This is a genomic window from Nonomuraea monospora (assembly GCF_039531895.1).
Taxonomy (GTDB): Bacteria; Actinomycetota; Actinomycetes; order Streptosporangiales; family Streptosporangiaceae; genus Nonomuraea; species Nonomuraea monospora.
Map to the genome: position 1 here is coordinate 139,889 of NZ_BAAAQX010000015.1, position 21,690 is coordinate 161,578.

At 73.1% G+C, this 21,690-nt stretch carries 19 protein-coding genes; 13 read left to right on the forward strand and 6 right to left on the reverse strand.

Annotated elements, in window-relative coordinates; all coding sequences use genetic code 11:
* Positions 1-13 precede the first annotated feature (13 nt).
* Entirely contained in the window at positions 14-1,147 is a 1,134-nt protein-coding gene (locus ABD331_RS28060) for a M20 family metallopeptidase (RefSeq protein WP_344480729.1), read from the forward strand.
* Between the two features lie 81 nt (positions 1,148-1,228).
* On the opposite strand, the gene ABD331_RS28065 is transcribed toward ABD331_RS28060, so the two are convergent.
* On the reverse strand, positions 1,229-2,245 hold the full coding sequence (locus ABD331_RS28065; protein ID WP_344480732.1) for an ROK family transcriptional regulator: 1,017 nt from the start codon (positions 2,243-2,245) through the stop codon (positions 1,229-1,231).
* Positions 2,246-2,354: 109 nt separating this feature from the next.
* Between ABD331_RS28065 and ABD331_RS28070 the strand changes: the two genes are divergently transcribed.
* On the forward strand, positions 2,355-3,506 hold the full coding sequence (locus tag ABD331_RS28070) for an MFS transporter (protein WP_344480734.1): 1,152 nt from the start codon (positions 2,355-2,357) through the stop codon (positions 3,504-3,506).
* On the opposite strand, the gene cpt is transcribed toward ABD331_RS28070, so the two are convergent.
* Complete coding sequence (gene cpt, locus ABD331_RS28075; RefSeq protein ID WP_344480737.1) at positions 3,503-4,033, reverse strand: chloramphenicol phosphotransferase CPT; 531 nt, start codon at positions 4,031-4,033, stop codon at positions 3,503-3,505. The genes ABD331_RS28070 and cpt overlap by 4 nt on opposite strands.
* 97 nt (positions 4,034-4,130) lie before the next feature.
* Here cpt and ABD331_RS28080 point away from each other — a divergent pair, with 97 nt between their 5' ends.
* Both ABD331_RS28080 and ABD331_RS28085 read left to right on the forward strand, forming a co-directional pair.
* A complete protein-coding gene (locus ABD331_RS28080) occupies positions 4,131-5,195 on the forward strand; it encodes an LLM class flavin-dependent oxidoreductase (protein WP_344480740.1) in 1,065 nt (354 codons plus the stop codon).
* The gene (locus ABD331_RS28085; RefSeq protein WP_344480742.1) at positions 5,192-6,676 is read left to right on the forward strand and encodes an AMP-binding protein; all 1,485 of its coding nucleotides are present in this window, start codon (positions 5,192-5,194) and stop codon (positions 6,674-6,676) included. The genes ABD331_RS28080 and ABD331_RS28085 overlap by 4 nt, the downstream gene beginning before the upstream one ends.
* Before the next feature lie 13 nt (positions 6,677-6,689).
* On the opposite strand, the gene ABD331_RS28090 is transcribed toward ABD331_RS28085, so the two are convergent.
* Entirely contained in the window at positions 6,690-7,283 is a 594-nt protein-coding gene (locus ABD331_RS28090) for a TetR/AcrR family transcriptional regulator (RefSeq protein WP_344480745.1), read from the reverse strand.
* 98 nt (positions 7,284-7,381) lie between these two features.
* Here ABD331_RS28090 and ABD331_RS28095 point away from each other — a divergent pair, with 98 nt between their 5' ends.
* On the forward strand, positions 7,382-8,521 hold the full coding sequence (locus ABD331_RS28095) for a cytochrome P450 (protein WP_344480748.1): 1,140 nt from the start codon (positions 7,382-7,384) through the stop codon (positions 8,519-8,521).
* Positions 8,522-8,531: 10 nt separating this feature from the next.
* Here ABD331_RS28095 and ABD331_RS28100 read toward each other — a convergent pair whose 3' ends face one another.
* Positions 8,532-9,440 carry a cyclase family protein gene (locus ABD331_RS28100; RefSeq protein WP_344480751.1) on the reverse strand — a complete coding sequence of 303 codons (909 nt, stop codon included), beginning with the start codon at positions 9,438-9,440 and terminating at the stop codon, positions 8,532-8,534.
* A 31-nt stretch (positions 9,441-9,471) separates the two neighbouring features.
* Here ABD331_RS28100 and ABD331_RS28105 point away from each other — a divergent pair, with 31 nt between their 5' ends.
* Entirely contained in the window at positions 9,472-10,767 is a 1,296-nt protein-coding gene (locus ABD331_RS28105) for a serine hydrolase domain-containing protein (protein WP_344480754.1), read from the forward strand.
* 12 nt (positions 10,768-10,779) lie between these two features.
* Here ABD331_RS28105 and ABD331_RS28110 read toward each other — a convergent pair whose 3' ends face one another.
* Both ABD331_RS28110 and ABD331_RS28115 read right to left on the reverse strand, forming a co-directional pair.
* Positions 10,780-11,523: an SDR family NAD(P)-dependent oxidoreductase gene (locus tag ABD331_RS28110; RefSeq protein ID WP_344480958.1), complete on the reverse strand. Its 744-nt coding sequence runs from the start codon at positions 11,521-11,523 to the stop codon at positions 10,780-10,782.
* The gene (locus tag ABD331_RS28115; RefSeq protein ID WP_344480757.1) at positions 11,523-12,116 is read right to left on the reverse strand and encodes a cysteine hydrolase family protein; all 594 of its coding nucleotides are present in this window, start codon (positions 12,114-12,116) and stop codon (positions 11,523-11,525) included. Before ABD331_RS28115 ends, ABD331_RS28110 begins: the two co-directional genes overlap by 1 nt.
* Positions 12,117-12,279: 163 nt before the next feature.
* On the opposite strand from ABD331_RS28115, the gene ABD331_RS28120 reads away from it, so the two are divergent.
* The 7 genes from ABD331_RS28120 to ABD331_RS28150 all read left to right on the forward strand — a co-directional run bounded on the left by ABD331_RS28120 (position 12,280) and on the right by ABD331_RS28150 (position 21,647).
* Complete coding sequence (locus ABD331_RS28120; RefSeq protein WP_344480760.1) at positions 12,280-14,391, forward strand: protein kinase domain-containing protein; 2,112 nt, start codon at positions 12,280-12,282, stop codon at positions 14,389-14,391.
* A gap of 54 nt (positions 14,392-14,445) precedes the next feature.
* On the forward strand, positions 14,446-14,808 hold the full coding sequence (locus ABD331_RS28125) for a Zn-ribbon domain-containing OB-fold protein (RefSeq protein WP_344480763.1): 363 nt from the start codon (positions 14,446-14,448) through the stop codon (positions 14,806-14,808).
* Positions 14,805-15,128 (forward strand): VOC family protein, encoded by a 324-nt coding sequence (locus ABD331_RS28130; RefSeq protein WP_425566059.1) that lies wholly within the window; start codon positions 14,805-14,807, stop codon positions 15,126-15,128. Before ABD331_RS28125 ends, ABD331_RS28130 begins: the two co-directional genes overlap by 4 nt.
* Positions 15,129-15,162: 34 nt before the next feature.
* The gene (locus ABD331_RS28135; RefSeq protein WP_344480766.1) at positions 15,163-16,671 is read left to right on the forward strand and encodes a class I adenylate-forming enzyme family protein; all 1,509 of its coding nucleotides are present in this window, start codon (positions 15,163-15,165) and stop codon (positions 16,669-16,671) included.
* Positions 16,668-18,686 carry an acetate--CoA ligase family protein gene (locus ABD331_RS28140; protein ID WP_344480769.1) on the forward strand — a complete coding sequence of 673 codons (2,019 nt, stop codon included), beginning with the start codon at positions 16,668-16,670 and terminating at the stop codon, positions 18,684-18,686. The genes ABD331_RS28135 and ABD331_RS28140 overlap by 4 nt, the downstream gene beginning before the upstream one ends.
* Positions 18,673-19,422, forward strand: coding sequence for a glucose 1-dehydrogenase (locus ABD331_RS28145; protein ID WP_344480771.1), 750 nt, complete (start codon positions 18,673-18,675; stop codon positions 19,420-19,422). The genes ABD331_RS28140 and ABD331_RS28145 overlap by 14 nt, the downstream gene beginning before the upstream one ends.
* 263 nt (positions 19,423-19,685) lie before the next feature.
* Complete coding sequence (locus ABD331_RS28150) at positions 19,686-21,647, forward strand: CHAP domain-containing protein (RefSeq protein ID WP_344480773.1); 1,962 nt, start codon at positions 19,686-19,688, stop codon at positions 21,645-21,647.
* Positions 21,648-21,690: the final 43 nt, after the last annotated feature.

The following is a 21,690-nucleotide window of genomic DNA, read 5'->3' on the forward strand; positions in this document are numbered from 1 at the left end:
CGAAAGGACTCTCGTGTTGATCACCGACTGGACGCGGCAGGCCCTGCCGGCCATGCTCGACGACCTCAGGGCCGTGGTGGAGCTGGAGACCCACAGCTACGACAAGGTCATGCTGGTCAAGGGGCTGCGTGAGATCCGCGCGCGGGCGGTCGGGCACCTGGGCACTCCGGACGACGAGATCCTGCACGAGGGCGGCGGGCACGGCGACGTCCTGGAGCTCTACTACCGGGGCACCGCGCCGGGGACCGTGCTCATGCTCAGCCACTACGACACGGTCTGGCCGACGGGCACGCTGGCGGGCTGGCCGTTCGCGGTGCTGGACGGCAAGGCGACAGGGCCGGGCGTGTTCGACATGAAGACGGGGCTGGTGCAGTCGATCTGGGCGCTGCGCGGGCTGCGGGAGCTGGGGCTGCCGCATCCGAGCGTGCGGTTCCTGTTCAACGGCGACGAGGAGATCGGCAGCCCGGCCTCGCGGGCGTACATCGAGGCGGCCAGCGAGGGCGCGCTGGCGACGCTGGTGTTCGAGGCATCCCTGGACGGGGCGCTGAAGACGGCCCGCAAGGGGGTGGGGCTGTTCAACGTGACCGTGACCGGGGTGGAGGCGCACGCGGGGCTGGATCCGTACGCGGGGGCCAGCGCCGTGCACGCGCTGGCCGAGATCGTCACCACGCTGGCGGGCGCGGGCTCGCGCGAGCGCGGCACGACCGTGAACGTCGGCCTGATCAGCGGCGGCACCGGCCGCAACGTCGCCGCCGGGCGCGCCACCTGCGGCGTGGACGTGCGCGTCACGGACCCGGCGGAGATGGGCCGCATCGACGACGTCTTCGCCGCCCTGCGCGTCTCGGACCCGCGCGTCAAGATCTCCGCCACCGGGGAGTGGAACCGGCCGCCGATGGTCGCCAACCCGGCCTCGCAGCGGCTGTTCAAGCAGGTGCAGGAGGTCGCGGCCGAGTTCGGCTGGCTGGTGGACGAGGCGGCGGTCGGCGGGGCCAGCGACGGGAACTTCGTCTCGGCGCTGGGGCGGCCGGTGCTGGACGGCATGGGGGCGGTCGGCGACGGGGCGCACGCGCGGCACGAGCACGTGGTGATCGAGCACATCCCGGAGCGCACGGCGCTGACGATGGGCCTGATCACGGCCCTGGCCTGATTGAAAACACGCTGATCACGGCCTGGCCTGATCGAGAGCACGCTGATCACGGCCCTGGCCTGGTTGAGAGCGCTCTCACCGCTAGCCGAAGACGTGGTCGCGCGCCTGGTCGAGAGCCGTCAGCACCGCACCCTGGAGCACCGCGTTGCCCGCCACGGTGCTGGCGCGCACCTCGGTCGGGGCGGGCGCCAGCTCCCGTAGCCGGGCGGCCACCTCGGCGGCCAGCTCGCCGCCGCCCGCCTGCCCCGCCTCGCCGCCGAGCACGACCAGCCCGGGGTCCAGGAGCGTGACGAACGCGAACGCGCCCTTGGCCAGGCGTGCGGCGAACTCGGCCCGGTCGAGCCGGTTCGCCACGCTCTCGGTGACCAGGTTGCAGAAGGCGGTGCCGTCCACCTCCAGGAACCCGATCTCGCCGGCGCCGCCCGAGACGCCGCGCCGCAGCCGCCCGCCGAGCACGACCGCCGCGCCCACGCCGTCGCCCACCCACATCAGTACGAAGTCCTCGGCGCCCTGGGCGGCGCCGGTGCGCAGCTCGGCGATGGCGGCCAGGTTGACCTCGTTCTCCAGGGTCACCGGCACGCCGAGCCGCTCGCGCCAGGCCGCCACCAGGCCGGTGCGCCAGCCGGGCACGTCGTTGGACGACACCAGCTCGCCGTCGCGCGGCGCGACCAGGCCCGGCGCGCCGACCACGACCGTGTCGATCTCCCGCTCTCCTGCGGCCTCCGTGACGACCTCGGCGACGAGGTCCACGAGGTCGCCGCCGATCGGCCGGGTGCGGCTGCCCACCACCTGGCCGGTGATGTCGGCGACGGCCACGGAGATCGTCTCGCGCCGCAGGTCCACCCCCGCCACGTGGGCGCGCCCCGCCACCAGCCCGTAGACGCGGGCGTTCGGGCCCCGCCTGGCCTCGCCCGACTCGCCGGTGACCTCGATCAGGCCGCCCTGCGTGAGGCGCTCGATCAGGTCTGACACGGTCGGTCGTGACAGGCCGGTCAGCTCGCGGAGCTGGGGCGCGGTGAGCGGGCCGCGGTCGAGGAGCAGGTCGAGGGCCAGGCGGTCGTTGATCGCACGGGCCATGGCGGGGGTCGCGGTCTTCACGGTCCCATATTAATCAGGGTCCCTGCCTAAAACTTATTTTCATCAGGAAGCCTGCCTGATAGTTTCTCGACCCATGAGCCACCATCGTGCGATCGCTACCGTTTTCGCCGTGCACGGGGCCATCGCCGGCACCGTGTCCACGCGCATCCCGTGGATCCAGGATCATCTCTCCCTCGATCCGCGCACGCTCGGTCTGGCGTTACTGTGCCCGCCGATCGGCGCGTTCATCGGCATGCCGATGGCCGGGCGGCTGGCGTACCGGTTCGGCACGCGTGCCGCCACCCGCGCCCTGCTCGCGGCGTGGTGCGTGGTCCTGGCGCTGCCCGCGCTAGCGCCGTCGCCCGCCTGGTTGTTCGCCGTGTTCTTCCTGTCGGGGGTGGGCGCCGGGATGTCCGACATCACGATGAACGCCCACGCCGTCGTGCTCGAACGGCGGCTCGGCCGCTCGATCATGTCCGGCCTGCACGGGATGTGGGCCGTGGGCAGTCTGGCGGCCGGCGGCGTCGGCACCCTGGCCGCCCAGGCCGGCGTGGACGCCCGGATCCATCTCGGCGTGGCCGCCGCCGTCCTGCTCGTCCTGCACGGGCTGGCCGGGCGCGGGCTGCTCAGGGACGGCGATCCCGGCGTCACGCCGCAGGACGCCCCCGCGCCCCGCCGCTTCGCGCTCCCTTCGCGGGCGATCCTGCCGCTCGGCCTGGTCGGCTTCTGCGCCGTGTTCGCCGAAGGCGCCAGCGCGAACTGGGCCGCCGTCTACCTCACGCACGTCACCGACGCGGGGCCCGGCGTGGCCGCCGCCGGCTACACCGTCCTCATGCTCTGCATGGCCGGCACCCGGCTGATGGGCGACCGGGTCATCCGGCTGCTCGGGCCCGTGACGGCCGTCAGGGCGGGCGGGGTCGTGGCGGTGATCGGCGGCCTCACCGTGGTGACGGCCCGCGTCCCCGCACTCGGCATGGCCGGGTTCGCGCTGATCGGGCTGGGGGTGGCCGTGGTCATGCCGCTGGTGATGGCGGCGGCGGGCAACACGGGCACGAACGCGAGCGAGGGGGTGACCGGGGTGGCCACGATCACCTACATGTCCGGCATGATCGCCCCGCCGATCACCGGCTGGCTGGCCGGAAGCCTGTCCTACCCGGCCGCGTTCACGATGATCACCTGTGTGGTGGCGGTGATGACGCTGCTGGCCCGCGTCGTGCGGCCCTCCGGCGTCGCGTCCGCCCAGCCCGCCGGTGACGGCAGCCTGGTCGGGAGCCGCGACTAACGGACGCGCGCGGCGACCGTCCGCGCGCACTCCAGCGAGCCGGTGTGCGTGGTGTCCACCTCCACGTCGTAGCGCACGCCCTGGTGCACCACCTCGGCCTGCAACTCGGCCATCCCCTGGGGCCGGTCCCGCCGCGCCAGCTCGCGCCGGGCGGCGACCGCGCTCTCGCACCTGACGCCCACCCACAGCACGTCCAGGCCGGACAACGCCTTCTCCCACTCCTGCTGGGACGAGGGCCCGCCGAGGAAGACGTCGTCCACGATGACGGGCGCGCCCGCGCGGGCCATCGCGGCGATACCCTCCCGCCAGGCCCGTTGCAGCCTGCGGAAATCGGGCCCGACGTGCACCTCGCCGTCGTCGGAGATCTCGATGCCGCCGTCGGCGCTCTGCATGGCGGCGGGCATCGCGTCCACGAGGTCGTCGATGGAGATGCTCAGCCACGGCTCGGACAGCACGGCCTGGAGGCTTCTGGCCATCGCCGACTTGCCCGCGCTCGATCCGCCGTTCAACACGATCACTTGGGTCACGACGCCACGCTAGGGGCACCCTGCGGTGATGCGAAACCGCATTTCGGCTGATACGCTCCCAAGCGAGCGCTTGGTTTACCTGCTGAGGGGATGCCGCATGAGGTTCTCGACCTTCCATCTCTTCCACCGGTTCGACGGGCAGAGCTTCAAGGACGTCTACGACTACCACCTGGAGCTCATCGAGCTGGCCGAGGAGCTGGGGTTCGACGGGGTACGGCTGGCCGAGCACCACTTCAGGGACTACGGGGTCGTGCCCAACCTGTTCACCATGCTCGCCCACGCCGCCGCCAGGACCTCCCGGATCAGGCTCGGCACCGGCATCGTCGTGCTGCCGCTGCACAATCCCGTGCACGTCGCCGAGGAGGCCGCGCAGGTCGACGTGCTGTCGGGCGGGCGGCTGGACCTGGGGATCGGGCGGGGGTACCAGAGCTTCGAGTTCGAGGGGTTCGGGATCGACCTGGCCGAGGCGCGCGACCGGTTCAACGAGGCGCTGGAGGTGATCGTCGGGCTCTGGACGCGGGAGGCGTACCAGCACGAGGGGAAGTTCTACCGCACCGGCGCCGAGGTGTCGCTGGTGCCCAGGCCCCTGCAGAGCCCGCATCCGCCGCTGCACGTGGCCGCCGTCTCCCCCGAGACCGTCACCATGTACGCCGAGCGCGGCCTGCCCATCCTGGCCGACCCGGCGGCGCCGTTCAGGAAGGTCGTCAAGGCGGCCGAGACCTGGCGCGAGTCCGCCGCGCAGGCCGGGCACCCGGACACCACCGAGCTGGTCGTGGCCCGCAGCGTCTACGTCGCCCCCACCCTGGAGCAGGCCCGCGCCGACCAGGAGCGGTTCGAGGCGTCGTTCGACCGCTCGCGCATCTTCAACGAGCGCAGCGCCCCCATCGACCACAAGACCGGCAAGGCCGCCCAGGGCTTCGAGTACTACCAGGACCGCTACCTCAAGGGCGGCACGCTCTCCGCCGACTTCCGGTGGGAGCAACTGGAGGTCATCGGGGACCCCGCGCGGGTGATCGAGCAGGTCGCACTGCTCAGGGACGCCGGGTTCACCAACCTCCTGTGCGACTTCGGCAGCACCCGGCCGATGCCGCTGGAGGACATGAAGCGGGTCATGCGCTTCTTCGCGACCGAAGTCATGCCGGCCTTTGGAGGCGGACGATGATCCACAGCCTGACTCTGTCGGACGTGCTCGCCGACCACGCCCGCAGCCGCCCCCAGGTGACCGCGGTGGTGGACGGCGAGACCCGGCTCACCTACCCCGAGCTGGACGAGCGGGTGACCCGGCTGGCCGCCGCCCTGGACGGGCTGGGGGTGTCCGCGGGCGACCGGGTGCTGTGGCTGGGGCAGAACGCGTACGCGGTGCTGGAGCTGCTGCTGGCCTGCTCCAGGCTGGGAGCGATCTTCTGCCCGGCGAACTGGCGGCAGTCCGAGGACGAGCTGCGCTTCGTCCTCACCGACCTCACGCCCGCGGCCGTCTTCTGGGAGCACTCCGAGACCGCCGCGCCGCTGCGCGACGCGCGATGGATCCAGGCGGGCGAGGAGTACGAACGGCTGATCGCCGAAGCTCCAGAACGGGCGTTCGCCCAGGTCGCCGACACCGAGCCGGTCCTGGCCCTCTACACCGCCGCCTTCGCGGGCCGGCCCAGCGCCGCCCTGCTCAGCAGCTCCGCCCTCGTCGCGCACGCCACTTCGCTGCTGGTGGTGCGGCAGATGGAGCCCGGCTTCACCTTCCTGAACAACGGGCCGCTGTTCCACGTGGGCACCATGATGTTCTGCCTGGCCACGCTGCAGATCGGCGGCACGAACGTGTTCACGCCCGCCTTCGACCCCGAGGAGGTGTGCCGGCTGGTGGACGCCGAGCGGGTGACGCAGGCGTTCGTGTTCGGGGGGATGATCGACGCGGTGGTGAAGGCCAACGCGGGCGGCAAGTACGACCTGTCCTCGCTGCGGTTCGTCGCGCACTCGGCCGAGTGGGACGACATGATCACCGTGGACGACTCTCCGTGGTGCCGGTCCAAGATGGGCGGGTACGGGCAGACCGAGGTGGGCGGGATGCTCACGTTCCTGGGGCTGGCGGAGGGCGGGGCGGGGTACGCGGGGCGGCCGTCGCCGCTGGCCCAGGTGCGCATCCTGGATCCGGACGGGGCCGAGCTGCCGGTGGGCGAGACGGGCGAGATCTGCGCCCGCGGCAAGACCCTCTTTTCCGGATATTTCGCCCGGCCCGACTTAAATGCCGAGAAGTCCGCGCACGGCTGGCACCACACCGGCGACCTCGGGCGCCGCGAGCCCGACGGCACCATCACCTTCATCGGGCCCAAGCTGCGCATGATCAAGTCGGGGGCCGAGAACGTCTACCCTGCCGAGGTGGAGCGGGCGCTCAAGACCCATCCCGCCGTCGCCGACGCCGCCGTCATCGGGGTGCCCGATCCCGACTGGCACCAGGTGGTCAAGGCGGTCGTGGTGCTCAAGCCTGACGCTCTGGCCGCCTCGGAGGAGATCGTGGAGCACGTCAAGGGGGTGCTGGCGTCGTACAAGAAGCCGCGGCACGTGACGTTCGTGGACGCCATCCCCAAACGCGGCTTCACCCCCGACTACGACGCCTTGGACGCGGCCCACGGCGGCGGCAACTACCCGGGCACCTGACCACCGCATGAGGTCAGGAGCGGGGTAGGGGGAGGCCTGCTTCCAGGTGGGCGAGGGCTTCGTCGAGGCGGGCGGGCGCGTCGATGTCGCGATCCTTCACCCAATCGGCCCAAACCCCCACCATCACCCCCATGACCGCCCCCGTCACGTTCCGGATACCGGGGTCGTCGCCCGGCCGCCCCTCCCGTGCCGCGAGCCGTTCCCGCAGGGTCGTGGCCACACCGGTCACGTTCTCGACGCTGGCCGCCCACAGCTCGGGCACCGTGAGCATGAGGACCTCCCGCTCCAGGCTGTCCGCACGTTCCTCAGGCGTCTGGGCCTCGATCATGGCCCGCATCGCCATGCGCACCGCCCGCACGGGCGGCACCTCGGGCGGCACCTGGTCGAGCGCCGCCACGAAGGGCGGGAACTGGTCGACGATGACCAGGTCCTCCTTGGTGGCGAAGTAGCGGAAGACGGTGCTGGGCGCCACCTCCGCCGCCTCCGCGATCTGCTCGACCGTCGTGGCCGCGTACCCCTGCTCGCGGAACAGCCGCAGCGCCTCCTTCTGGATCAGCGCCCTCGTCTTGGCCTTCTTCCGCTCGCGCAGGCCCGGTCGATCACTCATGTCTCCGCATTCTCGGGGCTGGGGCGGCTCACGTCCACTTCCAGGACATCGCCATGAATCGCTATACAACTCTCTTTTGAGAGTCTACTCTCACAATTATGCGATTCCCTCTGACCCGCGACGCCCGATGCCCCTTCGACCCGCCCGCCGAGCTGCGCGGCCTGCCCGCCATGAGCCGGATGGAGTTCGCCGACGGACACCTCGGCTGGCTCGCCACCACCGCCGAGGCCGCCAGGGCCGTGCTCGCCGACCCCAGGTTCAGCGCGCGCCGGGAGCTCAAGCACGCCCCCGTACGGTTCACCACGCCCGGCGGGACCGGGCGCCCCGCTCCCCCGGGCTTCTTCGGCGCCATGGACCCGCCCGAGCACACGCGCTACCGCCGCCTGCTCACCGGCCAGTTCACGCTGCGCCGGATGCGGCTGCTCGAACCGCGCATCGAGCGCATCGCCGCCGACCACCTCGACGCGATGGCCGCCGCCGGGCCGCCGGTGGACCTGGTGAGCGCCTACGCGCTGCCGATCCCGTCCATGGTCATCTGCGAGCTGCTCGGCGTGCCGTACGCGGACCACGAGTTCTTCCAGTCCCGCAGCCTGCAGCTCGTCACGCTGGGCGGCGACGTGGCGGGCGCGACCGCCGACCTGGCGGGCTATCTCGGCGAGCTGGTACGGCGCAAGCGCGCCGAGCCCGCCGACGACCTGATCAGCGGCCTCATCGGCGACCTGACCGACGAGGAGCTGGCCAACGTGGCGATGCTCCTGCTGGTGGCGGGCCACGAGACCACCGCGAACATGCTGGCCCTCGGCGTCCTCGCGCTGCTGGAGCGCGGGATCGCCTACGAGGAGGGGCTGGTGGAGGAGCTGCTGCGCTGGCTGTCGATCCTGCAGTTCGGCGCGCCCACCAGGGCCGCGCGGGAAGACGTCGAGGTGGCGGGCGTGCTGGTGCGCGCGGGCGAGACCGTCGCGATGTCCCTCCCGATGATCAACCGGGATCCGGGCGTGTTCGAGGATCCCGACGCGCTCGATCCGCGCCGGGAGGAGGCGCGCCGGCATCTGTCCTTCGGGCACGGCGTGCACCAGTGCCTGGGGCAGCAGCTCGCCAGGGTCGAGCTGCGCATCGGCTACGGCGCGCTGTTCGAGCGCTTTCCCCGGCTGCGGCTGGCCGTCCCGGCGGGTGAGGTGCCGTTGAAGCGGGACTCGGCGGTGTTCGGCGTCGCGTGCCTGCCCGTCGCCTGGGACTGAGCACCTGGGGTTACAGGATGGCGAGCGGGGTGAGCGGGCTGCCGGTGCCGCCCTCGATGCGCAGCGGCGCCGCCACGAACACGAACTCCGTCCGCCCCGTGGCGGCCAGCTCCTCCAGCCAGAGCATCTCGATCAGGTGGATGCCGTGCCGGTGCAGCAGCACGAGATGCAGGTCGTCCTCGACGCCCTCGTCGGCCATGCCGTGCGCGTTGAGCCCGCCGATGGCGGCGTTGTCCGAGGCGACGGCCGCCACGTCGTGCGCCGCCAGCCACCGCCCCGCCTCCGCCGACAGCCCCGGCTGGCCGGACCAGTACTCCTCCCGCGAGCGCTGCCACACCACCGGCCAGCCCGTACGCACCACCGCCACGTCCCCGGCCCTGGGCACGGCGATCTCCTCCAGCAGCCCGGCGGGGATCCGGTGGCCGGCGGGCAGGTGGTCGAGGCCGAGCCGGCGCGGCACGTCGTACAGCACCCCCCGGGCCACCACCCCGCCCACGTGCTCGATCCCGCACCTGGTGGCCCCGTACGAGCGGACCCTGGCGGCCGGATGGCCGTTGTACAGCTCGTCGCCCGACCACATGTGGCACAGCGCGTCCATGTGCGTGGTGGTGCCGTGGTGGGTGACGACCAGCGCGTCGTCCGCCACCCGCAGGCCCGCGCCGATCGGCCGGGCGCCGGCCGCGTAGTCGCCGCCGTCCACGGACATGAAGTGCTGCGGCAGCGGCCGGCCAGGCAGGTGCGGCACCGTGCCGGGGGCCGGTGAGGAGGTGGCGCCCCTGATGGGCATGGCCAGGCTCAGCACCTCGCCGGAGACGGCGCTGCGCAGGGCGTCCAGGACGACGGACGGGGTCAGCAGGTTCAGGGTGCCACGCTGATCGTCTGGGCCGAAGCGTCCCCAGTTGTTAGGCTCGGTGACCAAGTAAGCGCTCCCTTTCTGCTGCGGAGGTCTGATGCACTGCGATCCTCGGTTCTCCCGCGTCCGCGAGGTGTTCGAGCGGCACTTCGCCGACGGCGAGGAGCTCGGCGCGGCCTTCGCCGTCCACCTGGACGGCGAGCTGGTCGTGGACCTCTGGGACGGCGTCGCCGACCGGCACACCGGACGCCCTTGGGAGCGCGACACGCCCGCCTTCGCCTACTCCTGCACCAAGGCCGTCACCGCCGCCGTGCTGCTGCAGCTCGTCGAGCGGGGGCAGGTGGACGTCAAGGCGCCCGTCGCCGAGGTGTGGCCCGGGTTCGCGGCGGCCGGCAAGCGGGCGGTCACCGTCGAGCACCTGGTCAGCCACCAGGCGGGGCTGCCGGCGCTGGAGGAGCCCGTGCCGGTCGAGGAGTTCGAGGACCAGCCCGCCATCGCGGCCCGGCTCGCCGGTCAGCGGCCGATCTGGGAGCCGGGGACGGCGCACGGGTATCACGCGCTGACGTACGGGTTCCTGGCCGGGGAGGTGGTGCGGCGGGTGAGCGGCAAGACGGTGGGGGAGCTGGTGGCGGCCGAGATCGCCGGGCCGCTGGGGCTGGAGCTGTGGGTGGGGGCGCCTGACGAGGTGATCGGGCGGGCGGCGCGGCTCACGGCGGGCCGACGTGCCGAAGGCGAGCGCCCCGCCACCACCGTCACCGAGACGGCGAGCGCCGCCGCGGCGGGGACGGCGGCTGACGCGGAAGGCGAGCAAGCCGGCGCCGACGCCAGCGCGGCGGCTGACGCGGAGAGCGGCCGGACCGGCGCCGATGCGGGGGCGGCGGCGGGCGCCGGCGGCGGGCGGGCGCCGAATCCGCTGGAGGAGATGGCCAAGGCGGCGCTCGACCCGAACAGCCTGATGAACCGGGCCCTCGGCAACCCCGCCATCAACCTGCTCGACGGCGGCGCGAACAACCCGGTGATCCTGCGGGCGGGCTGGCCGGCCGCCGGGATGGTCACCACCGCCCGGGGCCTGTCCGGCTTCTACCGAGCGCTGATCGCCGGCGACATCCTGCGCCCCGACACCCTGCAAGAGGCCCTGCGCCCCCGGGTGAGCGGCCCCGACCGGGTGCTCTGCCTCGACACCTCGTTCGGCCTCGGCTTCATGCGCCCCTCGACCACGTTCATGGTGCCGTCGCCGACCGCGTTCGGCCACTCGGGCGCGGGCGGCTCGATCGGCGTCGGCGACCCGGAGCGCGGCCTGGCCATGGGGTACGTGATGAACAAGATGGCCAACGCGATCTCCGGCAACCTGCGCGGGCTGCGCCTGCTGCAGGCCGTCTACGACTCGTTGTGAGCGCATGGCCGTTCAGTGCATGGTCACGCCGCCGCTCACCGACAAGGTCTGTCCGGTGATGTACGCGGCGCGTTCCGTACAGAGGTAGGCGACCAGCCCGGCCACGTCGGCGGGCGTTCCGAGGCGGCGCAGCGGGATGGCCCGCGCGATCCGGTCCACCAGCCCCGGCTCCGCCTCGGACACCCGGCGGAGCATCGGGGTGTCGGTGGGTCCTGGGCAGACGACGTTGGCGGTGACGTGCGCCCTGGCGGCCTCGCGGGCGAGCGTCTTGGCCAGGCCGAACAGCCCCGCCTTGGTGGCCGCGTACGCGCCCTCGCCGCCTGACCCGGCCCTGGCCCCGTCGGAGGAGACGAACACCAGCCGCCCCCAGCCCCTGGCCATCATGCCGGGCAGGAGCAGCTTGGTGAGCAGCATCGGCCCGCGCAGGTTGACCTGCCACATGAGGTCCCAACCTGCGGGGTCGCTCTCGGTGAACGGCTCCACGATCGCGACCCCGGCGTTGTGCACCAGGATGTCCACCTCGCCGACCGCGCCCGCGAACTCCTCCACGGACTGCGGCGAGGCCAGGTCCAGGTGTACGGCCCGCTTCCGCGCGTTCGTCAGGTCAGCGTCCTGCTTGGACGCGTTCGTCAGGGCCACGTCGGCGATCACGACCTCGGCGCCGAGCGCGGCCAGGTCGGCGGCGATGGCCGTGCCGATGGCGCCCGCTCCCCCGGTGACCACCGCCGCGCGCCCGTCCAGGCGCAGCCCGTCCATCATGATTTCCAGGCCTCGACCAGGTCGGCGGTGGTGGCGCGGGTGGCGAGCAGGCTGATCGTGTGTTTCATGACGGCCCGTGCGTACTCCTCGGGGATGCCCGCGACCGCGTCCGTGACGACGGTCACCCGGTAGCCGAGGTTCACCGCTTCGAGCGCCAGGCCGGGGATGCCGAGGTTGAGCGAGACGCCGAGCGCGACGACGGACGTGACGCCCAGCGAGCGCAGCGTCATGTCGAGCGCGGTGCCGGTGAACGGCGAGAACCCGTGGTGGCGGCGGCTCTCCAGGTCGGTGTCCGCGTACAGCTCGGGCAGCACCTCGGTGGCGGGCGTGCCTTCCAGCATGTGCTGCGGGTCCTTGAGCAGGGAGACGATGAACGGGCAGTTGCCGGTGTGGGAGCCTGCGCGGTCGGGCCGGAACGCGGCCGTGCAGTGGATCACCGGCAACCCGGCCTGCCGGGCCGCCTGGAGGAGGCGGGCGGCGTTGGCGGGGACGTCGTGCCGCGCGCACGCCTCCACCAGGTCCGGAAATTTCGTCAGATCGCCGACTACGCCCCGCTGCATCTCCATGACCAGCACCGCCACGCGCTCCACCGGCGACCTCCACGCTTCTTAGCCGAGCGCTTGCTTGGGAATCTGGATCAGCATAACACCGGACGAAATCTCCCGGCTCGTGACAACCGGAACCCCGGGTGAGACCGTCGAATCCATGACGGCTGCCTGATGGGGGTACGACTTGGTCCCTGGTTACCGTGAAGTGCGCCAGCTCGGCGCCGGCCGCACCGGCCGTGTGTTCCTCGCCACCTACCAGTCGACCGGCGCGTACGTGGCCATCAAGTACCTCAACGCCACCCTGCGCAGGGACGCCGAGTTCATGGACCGCTTCCGGTCGGACACCCCGCACCTCGTCGAGATCGACGACCCCTCCGTGGTGCGGCTCTACGAGTACGTCGAGACGCCCACCAGGGCCGCCGTCGTCATGGAGCTGGTGGACGGCGTGTCGCTGCGCACGCTGCTGACCGAGCACGGCCACGTCACCCCCGAGGCGGCGCTGGCCGTGCTCAAGAGCACGCTGCGGGCCCTGGCCGCCGCCCACGAGCGCGGCGTGCCGCACCGGGACGTCACCCCGGGCAACATCCTGGTGCAGGCCGACGGCACCGCCAAGCTGGGCGACTTCGGCGTCGTCGTGCACGTGGAGGAGCCGGGCGTGCCCGCGGGGACTCCGCCGTACATGGCGCCCGAGCTGTGGACGCAGGGCAGGGACGGGCCGCCGGCCGATCTGTACGCGGCGGCGTGCGTGCTGTTCGAGGCGGTCAGGGGACGGCCGCCGTACGTGGCGCGCCAGGAGAGCGCCCCCGGGAACGGCGGGCACGGCACACCCGACCCGGCCCACGACGCCCACGACGCCCACGACGCCCGCAACGGCGCGCCCGATGTGTCCGACGTGCCCGCGTTGCGTGCCAAGCACGTGGATGAGCCGATACCGCTGGAGGTCGCGCCCGACGCGCTGCGCGACCTGCTCAGGCGCGGCCTGGCCAAGGACCCGGCCGAGAGGTACGCCTCCGCCAGGCAGTTCGCGGCCGAGCTGGAGGAGGACGCGGTCGCGGCGTACGGCCCGGACTGGGAGCAGCGCGGCCGCCGCCACTTGGCGGAACAGGCCACCCTGCTGGCCCTGCGCTTCCCGCTGGCCAGGACCGACAGCCGCCCCTCCGTCACGGCGGGCCTGCGGGAGCGGGTGCCCCGGCTGCCGCCGCAGCTCTGGGTGGCGGGGGCGACCGTGGTGGCGGCGCTGATCGCGATCCTGCTGTCCGGCGGCCAGTTCCCCTCGGGGCCCGGCACGATCCTCATGCCGCCTCCCCAGGCCCAGACCGAGGCACAGACGGAGGCGCAGACAGAGCCGCAGACCGCGTCCTCCCGGACCGCCACCCCGACGGCCCGCGCCACCGCCCCGACCGCCCGCGCCACCACCCCTCCGCCCGGCACCGTCCCGCCTCCGTTACCCACCCCGCAGGGCGGCACCTCCGTGTCGCTCCCCACCGTGCGGTCGGCCGGCATCGTCGGCTGGAACGGCGCCACGGGCTCGATCGCCGTCTCCACGGACGGCACGGGGCCGGTGCGGCTGCTGATCTCGTACACACTGCGGGACGGGGACGGCGGGGCCGCCAGGACAGTCCGGGAGGAGACGCGCACGCTGCGCGGGAGCACCTCGTACAACAGCGCCGTGTCGTACGCGCCGGGGCGGCCGGCGTGCGGTGAGCGGGTGTACGCCGGGCTCCTGGTGATGACGGAGCCTGCGGCGGCGAACGGGCCGCAGGTGAGCGAGGCGGCGCTGAACGGCCCCGCCTGCCCCACTCCCCCGCCGACCCGCTCCGCCACCCCGACCCCGCAACCCACCGCCTCGGCCACCGGCACCCCCACCCCGCCGCCGTCGGACGCCCCCGTCGCACCGCCGCCCGCCTCGGAAAGCCCGGTCGCGCGACCTCCCGACCCGCCCTCCAACGCCCCCGCCGCACAGCCCACCGACGCCCCGCCCACCCGGCTCTCGGACGTCCCCGCCGTGCGGCCTTCCGGCCCCTCGATCGCGCAGCCTCCCGGCCCTTCTGCCGCGCGGCTTTCCGGCACCTCTGCCACGCAGCCTCCCGCCAGTTCCGCCGCGCAGCTCTCCGGCACCTCCCCCGCACAGCCTTCCCGCACCTCCGCCGCGCAGCTCCTCTCGAACGCGCCCGCCGGGCAACCGTCCGGCGCCTCGATCGCGCGGCCCTCCGGCGTGCTCCCCGACGACCCGTCCGGCATCCCGCCGCGCCCCTGGCCGCAGCCTTCGGCGACGCCGGTCGTGCCCGCCGCCCCGGAGCCGTCCGAGGCGGAGTGAGCGGCGGCGGAGCGGGCCTTGTCGGGTAACCAAGCGTGCGCTAGCTTGGCACCGATGAGCGGTGACACCTCCCCCTACTGGGCCGCCTGCCGGCGCGGCGAGCTGGTCATCCAGCGCTGTACGGCCTGCGACCGCCGCATCCACCTCCCCGAGCCCGCCTGCCCCTGGTGCGGCGGCCGGGGGTTCGCCTACGACCCCGCCTCCGGCGACGGCGTCGTGCACACCTACACGGTCGTGCACCGCTCGTTCGCCCCGGGCTACCAGGGGCGCGAGCCGTACGTGATGGCCTGGGTGGACCTGCCGGAGGGGGTGCGGGCGTTCGGGCACGTGGTGGGGTGCCCGCCCGGGCAGGTGCGCGTCGGCCTGCCGGTACGCGTGACGTTCCGAGACGACCTGCCCCATTGGAGGCCCGCGTGAAGCTGGGCAACGTGCTGATCCCCGTCGCCGACCTGGATGAGGCGATCGCCTTCTACGGGCTGCCGGTGAAGTTCCGCGACGGCGACCGGTTCGCCGCGCTCGACGGCGGCGGGGTCACCGTGGCGCTGGCGGGCCCTGCCGAGCAGGTCACCGGGTCGGCCGCGCCGTCGTACAAGGTGGACGACGTGCCCGCGGCCGTGCGCGAGCTGACGGCGCGCGGCGGCGAGGTGGTGCGGGAGCCCGAGACGGGGCCGCACGAGACGCGGGCCGTGCTGCGCGATCCCTCGGGCAACGTTTTCGTGCTCTATTCGCCCCTCTGACCTGCCCCGGCCCGCTCATTAGGGAGGCACCCCCATGGCCCGATCACCCTACGGCAACTACGGCCACGCGATCCTGACCGCCGGCGCGCTGCGTACGCCCGACCGGGTGGCGCTGACCTACTGCGGCGAGCAGAGCTTCACCTACGACCAGCTCAACAGGAACGTCAACCGCCGCGCCCACGCCCTGCTCGCCGCCGGGGTCAACCCGGGCACGCGGGTGGCGGCGCTGCTGAACGAGACGTTACGGGTCGCCGAGGTGTACCTGGCGCAAGCCAAGATCGGGGCGGTCACGGCGGCGCTGAACCCGTACTGGCCGGTGGAGACGCTGCGCGACGTGGTGGCGGCGGCGCGGTGCACGGCGTTCGTGTACGACGCGACGGTGGAGTCGGTGGTCGAGCAGATCAGGCCGTCCCTGCCGGAGGTGACCGCCTGGATCCACGTGCGGGACCTGGAGGGGTCCTCGGAGGAGGAGCCGCCGCTGGGCGGCTTCCACGACGACCCGCTCGCGCTGTACTTCACCTCCGGGACGACCGGGCTGCCCAAGGCCGTCGTGCACACGCACGCCTCGTCGCTGGCCACGGCGCAGATCTGGCTGGACGTGCCGCGCGGGCCCGACTCGGTGTTCGGCACGGGCGCGATCATCTGGGGCATCGGCTTCCCCGCCATCGCCGGGCCCGCGCTCTACGCCGGGATGCGGCTGGTGCTGGAGCAGGACTGGGGACCGGCGAACTTCCTGCGGGTCGTGCCACGCGAACGGGTCACGCACCTGTCGCAGATCCCCTCGTTCTACTCGGCGCTGCTGGCCTCGTCCGACCACGAGGGCGTGGACCTGTCGTCCATCCAGGTGATCATGCTGGGCGGCGAGCCGCTGACCGCCACCATGCTCGACCGGATCAAGGCCAGGCTGCCGCAGGCCGGCGTGTACTCCTACTACGGGCAGACCGAGGCCCCGTACACGTGCATGGGCCGCGTGGACGACGGCTCCACCCCGCTCGGCTCCTCCGGACGCGCCCGCACGGGCAACGCGGTCCGCATCACCGACCCGCAGGGCGCCCCCGTCACGGACGCCGTCGGCGAGATCAACCTGGCGGGGCCGCACCGCATGACCGGATACGACGGGCTGCCCGACAGGACGGCGGAGGTGCTGCGCGGCGAGTGGTACGTCGGCGGCGACCTCGGCGCCATCTCCCCCGACGGCGTGCTGCGGGTGCTCGGACGGCGCGAGGACTCCATTCTCAAAAGCGGGATCTGGACCCAGCCGTCCGTCATCGAGGAGGCCGCCTCCGCGCTGGACGGGGTCGCCGAGGCGGGCGCCGTCGGCGTGCCGGAGGGGGCGGCCGAGCAGCAGGTGCTGCTGGCCGTGGTCCCCCGGGCCGGACAGTCGCTGGACGCCGCCAAGCTCGCCCTCGCCCTGGCCGACCTGCTGCCCGCGCACCAGCGTCCCGACCACATCGTGGTCGTCGGCGAGCTGCCGCACTCCGAGGACGCCTCCGGCGGGCCGGGCAAGCTGCTGCGCAGGAAGATCCGCGAGCTGATGCCGTGACCGCGGGGCCGTACGAGCACGAGGTCAAGGCGCTGCTCGCGGAGGCGGGGGTGCCGGTGCCGCGCGGGGTCGTGGTGCTCGGGGACGACTTCCGTGCGGCTCGGGAGCTGGCCGGGCCGCTGGTGCTGAAGGCGTTCGGGCCTGGGCTGACGCACAAGTCCGAGTCCGGGGGCGTGGTGCTCGGGCTGGCGTACGAGGAGCTGGGGGCCGCGGCGGCCTCGATGCGGGAGCGGCTGAAACCCGCCGGATTCCTCGTGGAGGAGCAGGCCGCGGCCGGGGTCGAGCTGATCGTGGGGCTGGTGCGGGATCCGGCGTTCGGGGCGGTGCTGCTCGTGGGGCTGGGCGGGGTGTGGGCGGAGGCGCTGCGGGACACGGCGCTGCGGCTCTGCCCGGTCACGGAGACGGACGTGCGGCGGGCGCTGGCGTCCCTGCGCGGGGCCGCGCTGCTGGACGGCTGGCGGGGCGGACCTCCTGTGGACATGGACGCTCTGGTCAAGGTGGTCATGGCGGTGGGCGGGGCGGGGGGGTTGTGGGAGCGGCTGGAGCTGGGTGAGTTCGAGCTGAACCCGGTCATCGCGGGGCCTTCCGGGACGATCGCGGTGGACGCCCGCTACCTTCCGGGCGAGGCCGCGCAGCCCGAGGCGACGGCTCGTGTGGGCGGGTTCCTGCCGCTGTTCGAGCCCAAGGCCGTGGCCGTCGTCGGGGCGTCCACGTCCCGGCCGAACTTCGGGAACATGTTCCTCGGCTTCTACCGCGACGCGGGCGTGCCGCTGGTGGCCGTGCACCCCACCGCGTCCGAGGTGGGCGGGGTGCCCGCGGTGCCCTCGCTGGCGCACGCCGACGTGGACTACGCCCTGGTCGCCGTGCCCGCGGAACGCTGCGCCGAGGTCGTGCGGCAGGCGCGCGGGGTGCCGTTCACGCAGGTGATGAGCGGCGGGTTCGGCGAGGCGGGGCGGCAGGACCTGGAGGAGGAGCTGGTCGCGGCGGCCCGCGCGGCGGGGACGCGGTTGCTCGGGCCCAACTGCATGGGCGTGTACTGCCCGGCGGGGCGGCAGACGTTCGTGGGCGGCGGGCTGGGGCCTGCCGGGACGGTCGCGCTGATCTCGCAGAGCGGCGGGCTGGCCGGTGAGGTGATCAAGGTCGGGGAGCGGCGGGGGCTGGCGTTCAGCCGGGTCGTCACCGTCGGGAACGCCGCCGACGTCACACCCGCCGAGCTGCTGCGCTGGCTGGCCCTGGACGACCGGACGCGGGCGGTCGGGCTGTACCTGGAGGACCCCAGGGACGGGCGCGAGCTGTACGAGGCGCTGCGGGCGGCGGGCAAGCCCGTGGTGCTGCTCGTCGGCGGGCGCAGCGGGCAGGGGCAGCGGGCGGCGGCCTCGCACACGGGCGGTCTGGTGAGCGATCGGCGCATCTGGGAGGCGGTGGCCGAGCAGACCGGGGCGACGCTGGTGTCGGGGCAGGACGAGCTGATCGGGGTGCTGGCCTACTTCCAGGCCCACGGCGCCCGCGCTTCGGGGGAGGAGCGGGTGCTGGTGGTGGGGCCGAGCGGGGGTGCGAGCGTGCTGGCCGCGGACGCGTTCGACCGCGCCGGCGTCCCGCTGGACCCGCTGCCGGACGACCGGCTGGACGCGCTGCGCCGGCTCGGGGTGGTGGCGACGGGCAACCCCCTGGAGGTGCCCGTGGGCCCGCTGGGCAGGGCCGAGCTGGTGGCCGACGTGATCGACGCGCTCGCGGGCCCGTACAGGGACGTGGTGGCGCACGTGAACGTGCAGGCCTTCTTCACCTACGGCACCGCCCCCGAACCCCTGTACGCCTGCACGCGCGCCCTGGCAGCGGCCCAGGCCGCAAGCCCGGGCGTGCGGATCACGCTGGTGACCAGGAACGGCGAGTGCGCCCCCGCGGGTGTCGAGGACGAGGTCGGTCGGATCGCGGCGGCGGCGGGCATTCCCGTCTACCGCACCATGGAGGCGGCCGCCGTGGCCGTCGCGGCAGGAGGACGGCATGGGGTTGCTTGACGGCAAGGTGGCGCTGATCACCGGCGGGGCGCGGGGCATGGGGGCGGCGCACGTGCGACTGTTCCTGGAGGAGGGCGCGCGGGTGGTGTTCGGGGACGTGCTGGACGAGGAGGGCAAGGCGCTGGCGGAGGAGACCGGTGCCGTGTATCTGCGGCACGACGTGACGAGCCCCGGGGAGTGGGAGCGGGCCGTGGGGACGGCTGTGGAGGTCTACGGCAAGCTGGACGTGCTGGTCAACAACGCCGGAATCCTGAAATTTCGTCGCATCAGTGAGATGTCGCTTGAGGACTTCGACCGGGTGATCGACGTGAACCTCAAGGGCACCTGGCTGGGCGTCAAGTCCGTCATCGAGCCGATGAAGGCCGCCGGGCGCGGCTCGATCGTGAACATCTCCTCCATCGAGGGGTACGTCGGCGCGGAGGGCCTGTCGGCGTACTCGGCCTCGAAGTTCGGCATCCGCGGCATCACCAAGTCGGCGGCGCGGGAGCTGGCCAGGTTCAAGATCAGGGTGAACTCGGTGCACCCCGGCGCGATCAACACCGCCATGGCCCTGGACCCGGACATCGTGGCCGAGGTGGACGCGGACGCGTTCGTGAAGTCCATGGTCATCAAGCGCTTCGCCAAGCCCGTGGAAGTGTCGCACGTGGTGGCCTTCCTGGCCTCGGACCGGGCCAGCTACTGCACGGGCAGCGAGGTGACGGTGGACGGCGGCCTGCTGACCGGAGCAGGGTACTAAGACCTCACCCTAAGGTAGATCTTTTAGGGTTAAACCACCTAGCCTCGGACATTTCTGGCAGCATCTCTGACCTGCGGTTTCTAACCCCGGAGTGACATGGTTTCTCCTGGGGACGTGCGTGAGCTGGGGTTACGGGTTGATAACCTCACTCAGCACGGTAGACGACAGGCCTCCGGTTTTGTCACACCAGTCCCGGGTTCCTCCCCTTACCCAGTGCTGCGTGGACAAACCCGATCTTGCCCGGAAGGTGCCCCCATACTTCCATGACGCCAGAGATCCAGAAGTACATCGAACTGCTCGAGAGCCAGCTCGGGTACTCGGAGAAATCCGGGTCCTACACCAAGTTCGGCGACTGGTACGGCAAGAACGTCGAGTTCGACGCCGACTACAGCTCCGCGCCGTGGTGCGACATGTACCTCTCATGGGCCGCGCACAAGCTCGGCTACGAGGAGTGGATCGGGCAGTTCGCGTGGACGGTGGCGCACGCGGAATGGTTCAAGGAGCAGGGCGCCTGGGGCAAGACGCCCAAGCCGGGCGCGTTCGTCTTCTACGACTGGAGCGGCTCCAACGACATCGACAACATCGACCACGTCGGCATCGTGACGAAGGTCGAGGGCAACACGATCCACACCATCGAGGGCAACATCGACGGTGGCGTCGCCAAGCGCAAGGAACGTGACACCAGCAAGGTCGTCGGCTACGGCTACCCCGACCGCGTCAAGGAGCGCCTGGACGCGGCCGCCGCGAAGAAGCAGGCCAAGGATGGCACGCTCCAGATCCCCGAGGAGGCGCTCAGCTCGCTGATCCCCCGGGCGCAGGAGGCCGGGCACTCGGCCCAGAGCCCCTTCCTCTCCGGCCGGATCCAGTCGCAGGACCCTGCCAGGGAGCAGACGCCGTCCAAGGGGCAGGTCGAGGGCCGCACCCCGGCCGAGGCCCAGGGCCAGGTCACGGACGGGACCGCCGCCAAGAAGCCTTCCGACACGGCCTCCGCGCCGCAGCCGGCGGCCACCACGGCGCCCCGCGCCACCAACGCCCCGCACCCGTCCGCCACCCAGTCCTCCCCCCAGCAGGGCGCCGCTTCCGGTGCGATCAAGAAGGGCAAGCACGCCAAGCCCGCCACCGCGGACACCGAGGCGGCCACCGCCGAGCCGCTCCCGTCGCACACCGACGCCTCCGCCACCGGGCCGCTGCCCGCCATCGACTCCCCGACGCTGATCGGCTCGGCGCTGGTCGCCGCGCTCGCGCTGCTCGCCGTGGCCAAGACCCGCCGCCTGCGCATGAGCCCGGCCGCCGCCACGCCCGCCAAGCCGGCCCGCCCGTCCCGCGCCAAGGGCCGCCGCCGTCGCCGCGGGCCCGCCCCCGTGACGGCCGCCGCCACGGCGACCACCGCGGTGGAGCTCCAGGAGAACGCCGACCGCCTGGCCACGTCCGCCGCCCTGCGCTCCCTCAGCGCCGCGGAAGCCGTCACCAACCTCCGCGAGACCGCCGCCACGGACCTGCGCGAGACCGCCGCCTCGCACGGCCGCGAGACCGCTGTCACGCACGGTCGCGAGACCGCTGTCACGCACGGTCGCGAGACCGCTGTCACGCATGGCCGCGGGGACGCCGCCGCGCACGCGCACCGCCGGTCCACCGGACGGGGTGCGGCGCGTCACGCTGCGGGCGGGGAGCTCGCGGGTCACGGCACGGCCCGCTCCGGCGGCGCCCGGCACCGCAAGCTGCCCCTGGAGACCAGGCCGTTCGACCTCACCACCGACGCGGCCCCCCACAACCGCACCACCACCGGGCCCGGTTCGTTCACCCCGGCCTTCGACCACGAGCCGTACGAGCCGGACTTCGACCCGAGCCGCTTCGCGTTCACCGACCAGACCGGCCCGCTGGAGCGCATCACGTTCCCCGACGAGCCGAGCCCCCTGGAGGTCGTCCTGGACACGGGGCCGCTCCAGCGCCTGGTGGACACCAGCTCGTTCGACCGCGTCCTCATCCCGGCGGCGACCAGCGCGTTCGACGCCTTCAACCCGCCCCGCAGCCGGCTCGGCAGGCGAGGCGGCGGCGACCTGCTGGAGTCCCCCGAGATCGCCGCCTACCGGGGAAGGCGCAGGCGGGCCGCCGCCGAGGAGCACGCCGCGTACGCGTCCGACCTCCCGCTCAGGGGCCGCCGGCACCGCAGGACCCTCAGGGAGGACGAGCAGCGCCTGGTCGGCGGAGGCCGCCACCGAGCATGATCGGCGAACGGGAACTCCCGCTCCGCGGCTGTCGTTGATCCGT

Coding starts and splice junctions, on each gene's coding strand:
- ABD331_RS28080 (WP_344480740.1), top strand. CDS start 4,131: ATGAGGTTCTCGACCTTCCATCTCTTCCACCGGTTCGACGGGCAGAGC.
- ABD331_RS28085 (WP_344480742.1), top strand. CDS start 5,192: ATGATCCACAGCCTGACTCTGTCGGACGTGCTCGCCGACCACGCCCGC.
- ABD331_RS28090 (WP_344480745.1), bottom strand. CDS start 7,283: ATGAGTGATCGACCGGGCCTGCGCGAGCGGAAGAAGGCCAAGACGAGG.
- ABD331_RS28095 (WP_344480748.1), top strand. CDS start 7,382: ATGCGATTCCCTCTGACCCGCGACGCCCGATGCCCCTTCGACCCGCCC.
- ABD331_RS28105 (WP_344480754.1), top strand. CDS start 9,472: ATGCACTGCGATCCTCGGTTCTCCCGCGTCCGCGAGGTGTTCGAGCGG.
- ABD331_RS28110 (WP_344480958.1), bottom strand. CDS start 11,523: ATGGACGGGCTGCGCCTGGACGGGCGCGCGGCGGTGGTCACCGGGGGA.
- ABD331_RS28125 (WP_344480763.1), top strand. CDS start 14,446: ATGAGCGGTGACACCTCCCCCTACTGGGCCGCCTGCCGGCGCGGCGAG.
- ABD331_RS28135 (WP_344480766.1), top strand. CDS start 15,163: ATGGCCCGATCACCCTACGGCAACTACGGCCACGCGATCCTGACCGCC.
- ABD331_RS28145 (WP_344480771.1), top strand. CDS start 18,673: ATGGGGTTGCTTGACGGCAAGGTGGCGCTGATCACCGGCGGGGCGCGG.
- ABD331_RS28150 (WP_344480773.1), top strand. CDS start 19,686: ATGACGCCAGAGATCCAGAAGTACATCGAACTGCTCGAGAGCCAGCTC.